We start from the raw sequence: 14219 nt of genomic DNA, 5'->3' as shown, positions 1-14219 counted from the left end.
GTTCATGGCGGTGCCCATGAGCCGCGGCTACGTGAAAAGGGGCAGACGTGAGGTACTTGGTGGAACTTCCGGTCGAGGGGGAGGCCGGGCCGCCGCAGCTGGTGAGGGTCGAGGTCGAGTCGGCCGGCGACGGGCTGGTGCAGGTCTCCCGCCCCGGTCAGGTCGCGGCGCGTGCGGCACGCTCGCTCGGTGAGATGCTGGCGGGCATCAGGCCGGTCGCGGAGAGCTTCGTCGAGGGGCTGGGAGGGATGGCGCAGGCGCCGGAGGAGATCTCGCTGGAGTTCGGCCTGTCGATGTCCGCCGAAGCCGATCTGGTCATCTCGACCACCACGGCGCAGGCCAACTTCAAGGTCTCGCTCACCTGGCGACCTCAGGCCGCGGAGGCGGGTACGGCGCTGTGACCGATCCCGAGTCGTCGCCCGCCGGGGATCCGGCGGTGCTGCACGCAGCGCTGCTGCGTGTCCACGGCTCGCAGGGCGGGTCGGTCGGCGTCGGCTTCCTGGTGACCGAGGACCTGGTGCTCACCTGTGCCCACGTGGTGAGCACGGCACTCGGGCTGCCCGGTGGCGAGACGCCACCCGAAGGCGCACAACTCACGCTCGACGCTGCCCTGTTGGCCGTGCCAGGGCAGGAACCGGTGCCCGGGAGGGCGAGTGTGCGGGTCTGGGGTCCGGCGCAGCCGGCCAGCGTCGATCTGGCTGTGCTCGCGCTGGATGCCCCACTTCCCGGCACTCGCCCGATAAGGCTGATCAAGACGGGCCCGCAAGAGACTTGGGACCACCAGGCACGGGTCTTCGGGTTCCCGCAGGGGCGTCCCGGAGGGGTGTGGCACCGCGGAGTCCTTCGGGCACAGCAGGCCGACCAGTGGGTGCAGCTGGATCTGTCCGGGCAGGGCCACCGGGTGTCGGCGGGTTTCAGCGGCACCGCGGTCTGGGACAAGGAACTCGGCGGCGTGGTGGGCCTGATGGCAGTCGCGGAGGCGGGCAACCCGCCGGTCAGCTATCTGATCCCGACCAAGGTGCTGATCTCGGCCTGGCCCGAACTGGAACCACTCACCGAGCCGCCCTCATTGGAACCGCTCGCCGAGCCGCCCTCGCCGTTTCGCGGACTGAAGGCCTTCCAGGAGTCCGACACCGAGGTCTACTTCGGGCGGGACGACGATGCCGACAAGGTCGCCAAGATCACCGCGGCCGAGCCCTGGACCACGCTGGTCGGCCCGTCCGGCTGCGGCAAGTCGTCACTGGCCCTGGCGGGCGTCATCCCCAGGCGACGCAAGGCCGGTGACTGCGCCGTGGTGGTCCACTTCGCCGCCTACAACACCGCACTGCGCGCCCTGGCCGCGGCCCTGCTGCCCTTGCAGAGCCCGGAGTTGTCCGAAGCCGATCGCCCGGCCAGGATCACCGCCCTGACCGAGGAGCTCGCGACCCGAGGGCTGCGCGAGACCGCGTTCCGGATCCTGGAACTGCAGTCGCGCAAACGACTGCTGATCGTGCTCGACCAGTTCGAGGAGCTCCTCGACCAGAGCGACAGCGCCATCGCCGAGCTGGCCGAGGTGCTGGACGGCCCGAACACCCCCGACAACGTCGCTGTGCTGGCCACCCTTCGCGCCGACCTCCTGGAGCACGCCCTCAAGCACTCGCGCCTGGGCAAGCTGGTCGGCAAGAAGATCCAGGCGCTCCAACCGATGCGCCCCGACCAGCTGCGCGAGGTCATCTCCAAGCCGGTCGACGCGGTCCCCGGCGCCTTCTACGAAGACAGGCTGGTCGAGCGCATTCTGGCCGACGCCGGATCCGAGCCCGGCATCCTGCCGCTGCTCGGCTTCACCCTCGACCAGTTTGGCGGCGGTGCAGGGGCGGACTGATCACCTACCAGGAGTACACCCTGCTCGGCGGTGTCGCCGGCGCCCTCAACCACTGTGCGAAGGAGCAGTGGGGTGCCCTCGTACCGGACGCGGACCGGGAGGCCGCCAAGCGGCTGCTGACCCGCCTGGTGCGGATACCGGCCGGCACGTCCGCGCCGGTGCGCCGCGCCGCCTACCGCACCGAGATCGATCCCCAGGAATGGGACATCACCAGGAGCCTGGCCCGGGCCAGGCTCCTGGTGATCCGGGGCCAGCACCAACCCGAGGGCAAGGACCAGCGCAAGCGCGAGGACCAACCCGGGGGCAAGGACCAACCCGAGGGCAAGGGCAAGGGCCAGCGCAAGGGCGAGGACCAGCGCAAGGGCGAGGGCCAGCGCGTCGAGTTCGCCCACGAGGCGGTGATCACGGCGTGGGAGACCACCAGGGAGCTGGTGGCTGCGGACCGCTCCTTCCTGGCGTGGCGGGAGAGCATGCAGAACGACCGGGACCGCTGGAAGGACCGGGGCAAGCCGGCGGACCTGCTGCCGACCCGCACCGCCATCGCGCTCTCCCGACAGTGGCTGCCCGCTCGCACGGCCGAACTGAGCGAGGCGCTGCAGGACTTCCTCAAAGCCGGCAAGTGGCGCCTTCGACGTCGCCGGGGTGGCTGGTGGTCGGGGGCCGCCACCGTGTGCGTCCTCGCGCTCATCGCCACAGCCGCCGGTGCGAACGCCCAGCGCGAGCACCGGGACGCCGCGCGCAACGGCGCGATCACCAGTGCGAACACCCTCGCCGCGGACTCGGCCTCCGTGACTCCCAGCGATCCGGGGCTGGGCGCCCAACTCGCGATGGCCGCCTACCTCACCTCCCCGACCCAGGCCGCCGCCAGCCAGCTCTACACCGTCCTCGGCACCCAGCTCGACCGCGTCCTCGCCGCGACCGGAAGTCCAGTGATCAGCGTGGTCGCACAGGCGCGCGGCCCCCTGGTCGGGGCCGCCGCCGAGGACGGCTCCCTGCGGATCTGGAACACGGCCGACCCGTCCGATCCGGTCCTCCAGTCGACGTCGCGCCTGCGTGCGTCGGAGGCAATCGCCCTGGCACCCGAACGGCCGCAACTCGCCGCGGCCTGCCCGGACCAGGGCGGTTTCTGCCTGCTGTCCCTGGCCGATCCGCAGCACCCCAGCACCCTGGCCAGGCTGCCCAGGCCGGACCCCATGCCCAGCGACACGGTCGCCGTCACCTCGTTCGCCTTCAGCCCGGACGGGAACCTGCTCGCTGCTGCCACCGCGCAGGGTTTCAGCATGCTCTGGTCGATCCAGGATCCAGCGAACCCACGTGCCCTGCCGGTGCTACCCGGCACGGGCGACGACACCGTGCCCGGAGGGGTGGCCTTCGCCCCGAACAGCAAACTGCTCGCCACGACCAACCAGGCCGGCGCCACCCAGCTCTGGGACCTCACCGACCCCGCCAAACCCGTTTCGACCGCCACCATCTCCACCGGCTACCAGTCGCTCGCCTTCAGCCCGGACGGCAGCTGGCTGGCCGCCGCCGGCGACGCAAAGGTGGACCTGTGGAAGACCGGTGACACCTCGAAACCGGTGGAGGTCTTCACCGGCACGACCCCGGCCGACGTGATGAGCGTGGCGTACAGCCCCGACGGCCGCCAACTCTCCTACGGCGGCTCGGACACGACCGACTCCAAGAGCGCGCTGTGCAAGGTGGACGTCTCCAACCTGACTCAGGACAGCTCACCTTCGCCGTCCTGTACCGACACCGCCTTCGACACCAGGGCCCTGGCCGCCGAACCGAACGGCGCGCTCCTGACCGGCGGAGGCGACGGGAAGGTGCGCCAGTGGCGGGACCCGGTGGCACGGGTCGGTGGCCTGCAGGTGACAAGCCAGGACAACTGGGCGATCAGCCCCGACGGGAAACTGCTCGCGGCACCGGTCGACACGACCGCACCGGGCACCATGGGCGACAACTCAAAACTGCTGGGACTGTGGAAGGTACCCGGATCCGTATCCGGCGCGCAGCAGCCCGTCGCCACCATCACCCTCGCGACCTTCCCGAACATGATCAACTTCCTCAGCGCAACCGCCCTGCTGACCGTCGACCACGACGGCGCGGTACAACTCTGGGACATCCACGACCCGACGCACCCGGCCGCCCTCTCCCTCGGCAAGGTCGACTTCCCCACCGCGCCCACCGGCCTGGGAAACCTCATCGTCTCCTCGGGAGTCACCTCCTCCTCCGACGGAAGCCTGGTCTCCGTACAAGGCGGCGGCCACCTCCAGCTCTGGCGCGTGACCGACGGTCACACCATCACCGAAGAGGGCCAGCTCCCCATCCCCGACCCCGACCAGGACCTGGCCGGCCTCGTGGACACTCGCACCGCCTGCGTCATCACCCAGGACGGCGTCACCTGGTGGGACATCTCCGACCCGCAGCACCCGCAGCACACTGCGGACTCGCCACTGAAAGACGCGAACAAAGGCAGTCTCACCGGTGTCAACGGCCTCGCCGCCGCCACCACCGAGACCACCGGCTTCGGCACCAGCCTCTACCTGTACGGCCTCACCGCCGGCCGGCCGACCAGCACCGTCAAACTCTCCGACCGAGCCGGATCCACCCTCACCTTCGAGGACGACAACAAGCTCCTGGCCGCCACCGGTCAAGCCGAGAACACCGTGACTCTCTGGGACACCAGCAACCCAGCACGACCACGGTCCGTCGCGGCCATCAACACCCAGCCCGGCACCAGCGGCGTCGCCTTCAGCCCGACCGGCAAGGTCATGGCCGTATCGTCCAAGGGTGACGGCAGCGCCACTGTCCAACTGTGGGACATCCGCAACCCGTCCATCCCCGCCGTGACGGCGAGCATCTCCCCCGGCGGATTCGAGCCGGACATCCGGTTCTCGTCCACCGGCGACCAACTCGCCGTCGCCGGCCCTGACTCGGTCCGTTTCTTCGACACCGACCCAGCCGAACTGGCCCACCAGCTCTGCGCCTACACCGGCGCCGACCTCAGCACGAACGACTGGAACCAGTACGCCCCGGGGATCCCGTACCAACCCCCGTGCCCGTCGCAGCGCTGACAACAGGCCGGTAGCTTCAGAGGGCGAGGTCCACCACGACGGGCGCGTGGTCGGAGGTGCCCTTGCCCTTGCGGGCCTCGCGGTCCACGTAGCTGTCGGTGACGGCCGCCGTGAAGGCGGCGTTGCCGTAGGTGAGGTCGATCCGCATGCCGCGGTTCTTCGGGAAGGCCAGCGCGCGGTAGTCCCAGAAGGTGTAGGGGCGGTCGTACTTGAGGGCCCGCGGCATGACGTCCGCCAGGCCCGCCTCGCGCAGGGCGGCCAGCTCGGCGCGCTCGGCGGGAGTGACGTGGGTGGCGCCCTCGAAGACGGCCACGTCGTAGACGTCCTCGTCGGTCGGCGCGACGTTGAAGTCACCGAGGACGGCGAACGGACGGCTGCCCGCAGCGTCCTCCAGCACGCTCAGCCGCAGCGCCTCCAGCCACTCCAGCTTGTAGCGGTAGTGCGCGTGGCCCACCTCGCGCCCGTTGGGCACGTAGACCGACCAGACCCGGACCGGGCCGCAGGTGGCGGCGATCGCGCGCGGCTCGGTCACGGGCAGCATGGCGTCGTCGGCCAGGAAGCCGGGCTGGCCGGGGACATCGCGCACGACGTCCTCGAAGCCGAGCTTGGAGAGGATCGCCACGCCGTTCCAGCGCCCGGTGCCGTACGCCTCGGTCTCGTAGCCGAGCTCGCGGACGGCCTCGTAGGGGAAGGCGTCCGTGGCGCACTTCAGCTCCTGGAGGCAGAGCACGTCGGGCTTGGCGCTCTCCAGCCACTCCAGGAGTTTAGGCAGCCGCGCGGTGACGGAGTTGATGTTCCAGGTGGCGATGCGGACGGTCACGGCTGGGGCCTTCCCGGGGTGCGCGGTCACGACAGGGCACCGGACCGGCACCCGTCGTCCGAAAATCTACCGCGCACCACCGACAAGAGGGCTCAGCGCTCGATCCGGCTGCGCTTGACCGTGCGGAAGCGGCGGGCGACCGAGCGGGCCAGGTCGGCGGCGCCGATCAGGCCCGCCTCGTTGCCGAGCGCCGCCCGGGTGAGCTGGGCCTCCGGGCGGAAGCCGCGGCCGGTCAGGGTGCGCCGGAAGGCGTCCTGGGCGGGGGCGAGCAGCAGGTCCCCGGCCGCCGAGACGCCGCCGCCGATCACGAACCGCCCCGGGTCCAGCGCCGCGGCCAGGTTGGCCAGCCCGACGCCCAGCCAGGTGCCGATGTCGTGCAGCAGCTCGACGGCCATCGGGTCGCCGCGCTGCGCGGCCTCGGTGACCAGCGGGCCGGTGATCGCCGCGACGTCGCCGCCGGCCATCGCCAGCAGCGGCTGGGCCACCGGGGACTCCGCCGCGGCCAGCTCGCGGGCCTCGCGCACCAGCGCGTTGCCGGAGGAGTACTGCTCCCAGCAGCCGCGGTTGCCGCACGGGCAGCGGTGGCCGGCCGGCACCACCTGCATGTGCCCGAACTCGCCCGCCAGCCCGTAGCGGCCGCGGTCGACGTAGCCGTGCCGGACCACCGCGCCGCCGATACCGGTGCCCAGGGTGATCATCACCAGCAGGTCCTCGCCGCGGCCCGCGCCGAACCGCCATTCGGCCCAGGCCGCGGCGTTGGCGTCGTTCTCGACCACCACCGGGAACCGCAGCCGCTCGCTGAGCGCCTCGCGCAGCGGCTCGTTGCGCCAGTTCAGGTGGGGTGCGAAGAGCACCCGGGAGCGGTCGGCGTCCACCCAGCCGGCCGCGCCGATGCCGACGGCGTGCACGTCGTGGCGGTCGGCGAGCTCCAGCACCAGCTCGACGATGACGTCCTCGACGACCTGCGGGCTCTTGCTCTTGTGCGGGGTCTCCGCCCGCAGCTGCTCGGTGATCTTCCCTTCGCCGTCCACCACACCGGCGATCACCTTGGTGCCGCCGATGTCGACCCCGATCGTGGGCAACCGCAGCACGCTGGCGGGCAGCGTGCGCCGCCGGTCGGGGCTGCGCCGGCCGAGGCCGAGCAGGGCGGGCAGGACGGGTTGGCCGGGCCGGCCGTTGGGGCTGGTCACGACGGCGAGGGCTCCTCGTAGGGCGAAGTGAAGGACGGACGGCTGCCATTCTCCCCGGGCAACGGGCACACGGCGCGTTCGTGAATATCGGCTGGGCCCTGCACAGGGGACACCCAGGCAGATGACAGACTAGGGCGGTGACCCGGCGGACTTCCCCGGTCGCGCGGACGGACTCCCAGCTTTTTCCCAGCTTCGAGAACCGTTCACGTGTCCTGACCGTCATCACTTTGTACAGCGCGCCGGGCAAGCGGGGTCCGGGCGGCCAGCAACCCGGATACGAGAACTTGATGCAACTGACAGGTACGCCCTTCCTGATCCTCACGATCATCCTGGTGCCGGCGTCCATCCTGGTGGCCCTGCTGTTCTGGGGACGAGTCGGCGGACCCAAGCCGGTGCAGGTCCTGACCCGGCTGATCATGCTGATGTTCTGCCAGGCCACCGCCATCGTCATGGTGTTCGTGATGGTGAACAACGCGAACCTGATCTACGGCAGCTGGGACGACCTGCTGGGCACCAGCAACCACATCCGCGCGGTGCCGGTCCCGCCGTCGGACGCCACGCTGGGGCAGGGCGGCACCAGCGGCGACGCCAAGCAGGCGAAGGTGATCCAGCAGTTCAAGAGCGTCGGCGACCCGGTGGTGCCGAGCGACGTGCAGACCACCGACCTGAAGGGCCGGCTGTCCGGGGTGGACGGCGAGGTGCTGGTCTGGCTGCCGCCGCAGTACAACGACCCCGCGTACAAGGACAAGACCTTCCCGGTCGTCGAGCTGCTGCCGGGCTTCCCCGGCTCGTCCAAGACCTGGTTCGGCACACTGCACGTCTCCGACCAGCTCAAGCCGCTGATGCAGTCCGGTGAGGTGGCGCCGTTCATCCTCATCTCGCCGCGCACCCTGCTGATGGACGACAACCACGACACCGGCTGCGCGGACGTGCCCGGCAGGGTCAACGCCGACACCTGGCTGTCGCGGGACGTCCCGCAGATGATCCTGGACAACTTCCGGGCCGACCCGTCCTCCGACCGCTGGGCGGTGGCCGGCTACTCGGCGGGCGCCCACTGCGCCGACCGGCTGGCCCTGGAGCACCCGAACCGCTACCGCGCGGCGATCAGCATGTCCGGCTACAACGACCCGGGCGCCGAGTCGAAGTCGCTCACCGCGAAGGACCCGCACCTGGAGGAGGTCTCCAACCCGCTGTACGTCCTCACCCACGCGCCGCAGCCGCCGAAGGTCGCGCTCTACCAGAGCGGCGCCAAGGGCGACGGCTACGAGGCGGGGCAGGCGCTGGCCAAGGCCGCCAAGGCGCCGACCACGGTGACGGTGGTGGAGACCACCGCCGGGCACGACCGCGATGTCTGGGGGCCGCAGGTGCCCGTGATCTTCAAGTGGCTGACGGGGATCATCCCGGTCCAGCACTGACCCGTACACGTCCAGAAGCCCCGGATGGCAGGCCGCCATCCGGGGCTTCGGTCTGTCAGGCCAGTTCGAGTGCCAGGTAGAAGTCCACCCGGTCCTCCAGGCGGGAGAGGTCGCGCCCGGTCAACTCCTCGATCCGCCCGATCCGGTACCGCAGCGTGTTGACGTGCACGTGCAGCTGGGCCGCGCAGCGCGTCCAGGAGCCGTCCGAGCGCAGGAACGCCTCCAGGGTGCGGACCAGGTCGGCCTGGTGCTCGATGTCGTACGCGATCACCCGGTCCAGCAGCCGGCTGCGGAAGGCCCGGCGCACCTCGTCCGGCACGGCCGCCAGCAGCAGCACGTGCGAGGCGAGCTCCTCGGGACCGGCGACGCAGACCCGGCCGACCCGGGCGGCGGCGATCCGGCGGGCGTGCCGGGCCTCCTCCAGCGCGCCGCGCAGACCGCCGGCCTCCAGCGCCGGAGCCGAGACGCCCAGGGTGATCCGGCCCTCCGAACCGAGCCCGGCCTCCAGCGGCGCCAGCAGCTCGCGCAGCGCGTCGGCGGGGACGGCGGCGTCCGGCGCGGGCAGCACGATCACCGCTCCGGTGCCCGCGCCGGCGACCAGCGCGCGGTCCGAGGTGTCGGTCAGAGCTTCCTCCAGGATCGTGCGGACGGCGCCGTCCGGCAGACCCGTGCCCTCGGCGCTGAGAACCAGCCAGGAGCCCTCCGGCTCCTGGGGCCTGGGCTCCGCGCCCTCGTACCGGGCCGCCATCGCTGACGAGGCGTAGAGCGTGCGGCTGATCTCGGCCGGGTCGGCGTCGCGCTGAAGCAGGGTCAGCACCTCGTCGGCGAGTCGGCGGCGCAGCCGGCGGCCCTCGTCGCGGCGGGTGCGCTCGGCGGCGACCAGCCGGGCCAGGTTCTCGGCCAGCTGCTGGCGCTTGCCGGTCCACTCGGTGACGTCGCCGGCCACCACCAGCACCCAGTCGGCCAGCGGGGCCTCGTGCTCGGGGTCGGCGGCGGCGGGCAGCAGCGAGTACGCGCCGTCGGCCAGCCGGGCGCGGTGCGGCGGGCGGCGGCGCTGGCGCTGGGCGGCGAGGTGGGCGCGGACCAGCTGGTCGCGGGACTCGGCGGAGAGGTGGTCGGCGGGTCCGGCGACCACCCGGGCGGTCGGCGTGAGCACCCAGCAGTCGAGGTCGAGGTCGCCGCCGAGCAGGTCCAGGACGGCGTCCAGTCCGCCGCCGCCGGCCGCCGAGACCAGCAGCCGGTGGCGGTCCACCAGGGCCGCCAGGTCGGCGGCCCGGTCGGCGGAGACCTGCCGGCCGATGAACTCGGTGAGCGAGCTGAAGGCGACGTCGTCGGGCACCGCGAGCAGGGGCATCCGGTGGCGTCGACAGGCGTCGACGAGATCCTCGGGGATCGGGCCGACCTCGGCCTCGCCGGCCGCCAGCGCGACCGCCCCACCGGCCGCCAGGGTCCGCACGAAGCGCTCGGAGTCCTCCGGCACCGTCCGCCAGAGCATCCCGGTCAGCACCAGCTCGCCCCCGTGCAGGTAGCGGCCCGGGTCGTGGAGGTCCGTGGTCATGACACCGCTGACCTGTCGGTCGAGCTCGTCCTCGGCGGCGAGCAGCCGCAGTCTCGGGGCTCCGGGGGCGAGCAGGTCACGGACGCGCATCCGCAGACTCCTTGTCTGAACAGGGGGCGGTTGGGGAAGGAAGGGCAGGTGAGGGGGCTCACAGTGTGCCCGAGTTCGAGCAGTAGGTGTTACGTATCAGCACTCCGCCGGGTCACAGCGCCGTAGCTTCGTCGTCACGGCCGGATTACGGTCGTATGGGGCGGCTGGAAAACCGCTCAACAGGGGTTTCGTCTCCCTTAGAGGAACGTACAGGATGCCGGGCGACAGCGAGGCAAGGGCTTCATGCCATCGGTGACTGCCTTCGGGTGGGCCCGCAGCGGTTCACTGGCCACTACGCCGCCGGACACACCCCGGTGACCAGGACACAACGCCGGAGCAACGCTTGGGTGCAGAGTCCGAACACCGAAGGTTTGGAATCTCGCGCAGATGCCCCCGACTGGGCGACGCCCCGCAGGGTTCCGGCGACAACGACGACTTGAGGAGACACCCGCATGGAGTTCCTGCGGCCCGCTACGTGGGACGAGGCGCTCGCGGCGAAGGCTGAGTTCCCGACCGCGCTGCCGATCTCCGGTGGTACGGACGTGATGGTCGAGATGAACTTCGACGTGCACCGGCCATCCGCGATTCTCGACCTGAACCGCATCACCGAGCTGCGTCAGTGGGAGATCACTGACGGCGTGGTGAGACTCGGCGCCTCGGTGCCGTACGCCCGGATCATCAACGAGCTGTCCGAGCCCCTGCCGGGTCTGGCCCTCGCGGCCCACACCGTCGGATCCCCGCAGATCCGCAACCGCGGCGGCGTCGGCGGCAACCTGGGCGGGGCCTCCCCCGCCGGCGACGCGCACCCCGCGCTGCTGGCGGCCGGCCGGGACGTCTTCGTCGAGGTCGCCTCGGCGGCGCGCGGCACCCGGATGATCGCCATCGACGACTTCTACGTCGGCGTGAAGCGCAACTCCATGGAGAAGGATGAGCTGATCCTGCGCGTCCACATCCCGGTGGCCGACGGCCCCCAGCAGTTCTCGAAGATCGGCACCCGCAACGCGATGGTCATCGCGGTCTGCGCCTTCGGCTTCGCGCTGCACCCCAAGAACGGCACCGTCGGCACCGGGATCGGCTCCGCCGCCCCGACGCCGCGCCGGGCCGTGGCCGCCGAGGAGTTCCTGCAGGGTGTGCTCGCCGAGCGCGGTCTGTGGGAGTCCGGCGACCTGCTGGGCGCCGAGGTGATCCAGCAGTTCGGTGAGCTGGTGAAGGCCGCGGCCTCCCCCATCGACGACGTCCGTGGCACCGCCGACTACCGCCGGCACTCGCTGGCCGTGATGGCGCGGCGCACCCTGACCTGGACGTGGAACGACTACAGCAAGCAGATCAGGAGCGCGGCATGAGGGTCACTTTCACCGCCAACGGCAAGCCCGTCGAGGCGGACGACGTGTGGGAGGGCGAGAGCCTGCTCTACGTCCTGCGCGAGCGGGTGGGCCTGCCGGGCTCCAAGAACGCCTGCGAGCAGGGCGAGTGCGGCTCCTGCACGGTCTACCTGGACGGTGTGCCGGTCTGCTCCTGTCTGGTCGCGGCCGGCCAGGTGCAGGACCGCGAGGTCCGCACCGTCGAGGGCCTGGCCAACGAGGAGACCGGCCTGGACCCCGTCCAGCAGGCCTTCATCGACGCCGGCGCCGTCCAGTGCGGCTTCTGCACCCCGGGCCTGCTGGTGCAGACCCACGACCTGCTGGAGCGCGAGCCGCAGCCGAGCGACACGGACATCCGTGAGGCGCTCAGCGGCAACCTGTGCCGCTGCACCGGCTACGAGAAGATCATGGACGCGGTGCGGCTCGCCTCCGCCCGCAAGTGCCAGAAGGTGGGGACCTCCGAATGAGCACTCGTACCATCCAGGGTCAGAAGAACCTGCAGGACATCCGCACCGGCAGCCCGGACGGCATCGGCGGCTCGCCGCTGCGTCCGGACGGCACGCTGAAGGTCAAGGGCGAGTTCGCGTACTCCTCCGACCTGTGGCACGAGGACATGCTCTGGGGCATGGCGCTGCGCTCGCCGCACCCGCGGGCCAACATCCTCAGCGTCGACATCTCCGAGGCCGTCAAGACCCCCGGTGTCTACGCGGTACTGACCCACGACGACATCCCGGGCGCCAAGTTCTACGGCCTGGAGATCCAGGACCAGCCGGCGCTGGCCAAGGACAAGGTCCGCTACCACGGTGAGGCGATCGCCATCGTGGCCGCCGACCACCCGGAGACGGCCCGCCGCGCGGTGAAGAAGATCAAGGTCGAGTACGAGGTGCTCACCCCGATCGTCACCGAGGAGCAGTGCCTCAACCCCGAGGTGTACGGCTACGTCCACGAGCCGCACGAGTTCAAGTCGCACGGCCACGGCAACATCTGCCACAGCCAGAAGCTGGTCTCGGGCCTGGGCGTGACCGACGAGGTCCGCGCGATGGCCGACGTCATCGTCAAGGGCGAGTACGAGGTCGGCATGCAGGACCAGGCCTTCCTCGGCCCGGAGTCCGGCCTGGCCGTGCCGTCCGAGGACGGCGGCATGGACCTCTACGTCGCCACCCAGTGGCTGCACGTGGACCGCCAGCAGATCGCCCCCGTGCTCGGCATCCCGGAGGAGAAGCTCCGGCTGACCCTCGCGGGTGTCGGCGGCGCCTTCGGCGGCCGCGAGGACCTGTCGATGCAGATCCACGCCTGCCTGCTGGCGCAGCGCACCGGCAAGCCGGTCAAGATCGTCTACGCCCGTGACGAGTCCTTCTTCGGCCACGTGCACCGCCACCCGGCCAAGATGTACTACGAGCACGGCGCCACCCGCGACGGCAAGCTCGTCTACGCGGACGCCCGGATCGTGCTGGACGGCGGCGCCTACGCCTCCGCCTCCCCCGCGGTGGTCGGCAACGCCGCCTCGCTGGGCCACGGCCCGTACGTCATCCCGAACGTGCGGATGGACGCGATCGCGCTGTACAGCAACAACCCGTCCTGCGGCGCGATGCGCGGCTTCGGCGCCGTCCAGGCCTGCTTCGGCTACGAGACGCAGATGGACAAGCTCGCCGTCGCGCTCGACATGGACCCGGTGGAGCTGCGTCAGCTGAACGCGATGTCGGAGGGCGACTACATGCCCACCGGCCAGATGATCGACTCGCCGGCCCCGGTCGCCGAACTCCTGCAGCGCGTCAAGGACATGCCGCTCCCGCCGCCGCTGGACCTCACCAACCTGGACGTCCGCACGCTGCCCGGCGCGCTGTCCAACACCACGCACGGCGAGGGTGTCGTGCGTGGCATCGGCTACTCGGTCGGCATCAAGAACGTCGGCTTCTCCGAGGGCTTCGACGACTACTCCACCGCCCGGGTCCGCCTGGAGGTCATCGGCGGCGAGCCGGTCGCCATGGTGCACACCGCGATGGCCGAGGTCGGCCAGGGCGGCATCACCGTGCACGCCCAGATCGCCCGCACCGAGCTGGGCGTCGAGCAGGTCACCATCCACCCGGCCAACACCGAGGTCGGCTCGGCGGGTTCGACCTCCGCCTCGCGGCAGACCTACATGACGGGCGGCGCGGTCAAGTACGCCGCGGAGGCCGTCGCGCAGGCGCTGATCGAGAAGGGCCGCAAGCGCTACGGCTGGACCCACAACGACCTGTCGCTGATCGGCGGCAAGGTGGTCTCGGAGTCCGCCGGCGCGCTGGTCTCGATGGTCGACCTGCTGGGCGACGACGCGATCGACCTGACCCGTGAGCACCACCACCGCCCCACCGTCCCGTTCGACAAGGAGACCGGGCAGGGCTTCGGCCACGTCCAGTACACCTTCTGCGCCAACCGCGCGGTGGTCGACGTGGACGTGGAGCTCGGCCTGGTGAAGGTCGTCGAGCTGACGGCCGCTCAGGACGTCGGCAAGGCGCTCAACCCGCTGTCGGTGGTCGGACAGATCCAGGGCGGCTGCACCCAGGCGCTCGGGCTGGCGGTGATGGAGGAGATCATCGTCAAGGACGGCAAGGTCCGCAACGCCTCCTTCACCGACTACCTGATCCCGACCATCCTGGACGTCCCGCCGATCCCCGTGGACATCCTGGAGCTTCCCGACCCGAACGCCCCCTACGGGCTGCGCGGCGTCGGCGAGGCACCGACCGTCTCGGCCACCCCGTCCATCGTGGCCGCCATCCGCCAGGCCACCGGCATCGCTCTCAACCGGATCCCGGTCCGGCCGGAGCACCTCACCGGGACGCTCTAGTCCCGCACACACCTCCCCGGGGCGGT

The 14219-nt window shown here is 71.2% G+C and carries 9 protein-coding genes and 1 pseudogene; 7 read left to right on the top strand and 3 right to left on the bottom strand.

The annotated features are described in order from the left end of the window. Positions 1–47: 47 nt before the first annotated feature. The 3 genes and pseudogenes from P3T37_RS14825 to P3T37_RS14815 all read left to right on the top strand — a co-directional run bounded on the left by P3T37_RS14825 (position 48) and on the right by P3T37_RS14815 (position 4935). The gene (locus P3T37_RS14825) at positions 48–401 is read left to right on the top strand and encodes a CU044_2847 family protein (protein ID WP_280724075.1); all 354 of its coding nucleotides are present in this window, start codon (positions 48–50) and stop codon (positions 399–401) included. Beyond that, positions 398–2316, top strand: a pseudogene (locus P3T37_RS14820) (trypsin-like peptidase domain-containing protein); the annotation flags it as partial. The gene P3T37_RS14825 and the pseudogene P3T37_RS14820, both read left to right, overlap by 4 nt. A gap of 15 nt (positions 2317–2331) precedes the next feature. Then, positions 2332–4935, top strand: a complete 2604-nt coding sequence (locus P3T37_RS14815) for a WD40 repeat domain-containing protein (RefSeq protein ID WP_348533242.1) — start codon at positions 2332–2334, stop codon at positions 4933–4935. 16 nt (positions 4936–4951) lie between these two features. Here the strand turns inward: P3T37_RS14815 and P3T37_RS14810 are convergent, their stop codons facing one another. Together P3T37_RS14810 and P3T37_RS14805 are read right to left on the bottom strand one after the other, a co-directional pair. Next, a complete protein-coding gene (locus tag P3T37_RS14810) occupies positions 4952–5755 on the bottom strand; it encodes an exodeoxyribonuclease III (protein WP_280724071.1) in 804 nt (267 codons plus the stop codon). A 92-nt stretch (positions 5756–5847) separates the two neighbouring features. Beyond that, positions 5848–6900, bottom strand: coding sequence for an ROK family glucokinase (locus P3T37_RS14805; RefSeq protein WP_280724169.1), 1053 nt, complete (start codon positions 6898–6900; stop codon positions 5848–5850). Between the two features lie 332 nt (positions 6901–7232). Here P3T37_RS14805 and P3T37_RS14800 point away from each other — a divergent pair, with 332 nt between their 5' ends. Further along, positions 7233–8360, top strand: coding sequence for an alpha/beta hydrolase-fold protein (locus P3T37_RS14800; RefSeq protein ID WP_280724070.1), 1128 nt, complete (start codon positions 7233–7235; stop codon positions 8358–8360). 55 nt (positions 8361–8415) lie between these two features. On the opposite strand, the gene P3T37_RS14795 is transcribed toward P3T37_RS14800, so the two are convergent. Next, positions 8416–10008, bottom strand: a complete 1593-nt coding sequence (locus P3T37_RS14795) for a PucR family transcriptional regulator (RefSeq protein WP_280724069.1) — start codon at positions 10006–10008, stop codon at positions 8416–8418. Between the two features lie 452 nt (positions 10009–10460). Between P3T37_RS14795 and P3T37_RS14790 the strand changes: the two genes are divergently transcribed. From P3T37_RS14790 to pucD, 3 genes are read left to right on the top strand one after another with little or no spacing between them, the layout of a single operon-like run. After that, positions 10461–11351, top strand: coding sequence for an FAD binding domain-containing protein (locus P3T37_RS14790; RefSeq protein WP_280724068.1), 891 nt, complete (start codon positions 10461–10463; stop codon positions 11349–11351). Further along, positions 11348–11836 (top strand): 2Fe-2S iron-sulfur cluster-binding protein, encoded by a 489-nt coding sequence (locus tag P3T37_RS14785; protein WP_280724067.1) that lies wholly within the window; start codon positions 11348–11350, stop codon positions 11834–11836. Before P3T37_RS14790 ends, P3T37_RS14785 begins: the two co-directional genes overlap by 4 nt. Next, complete coding sequence (gene pucD, locus P3T37_RS14780; RefSeq protein WP_280724066.1) at positions 11833–14193, top strand: xanthine dehydrogenase subunit D; 2361 nt, start codon at positions 11833–11835, stop codon at positions 14191–14193. Before P3T37_RS14785 ends, pucD begins: the two co-directional genes overlap by 4 nt. Positions 14194–14219: the final 26 nt, after the last annotated feature.

It is taken from the genome of Kitasatospora sp. MAA4, from assembly GCF_029893355.1.
GTDB lineage: Bacteria > Actinomycetota > Actinomycetes > Streptomycetales > Streptomycetaceae > Kitasatospora.
Note: the sequence above shows the minus strand (reverse complement) of the source record. Positions and strands in the feature narration are given on the sequence as shown.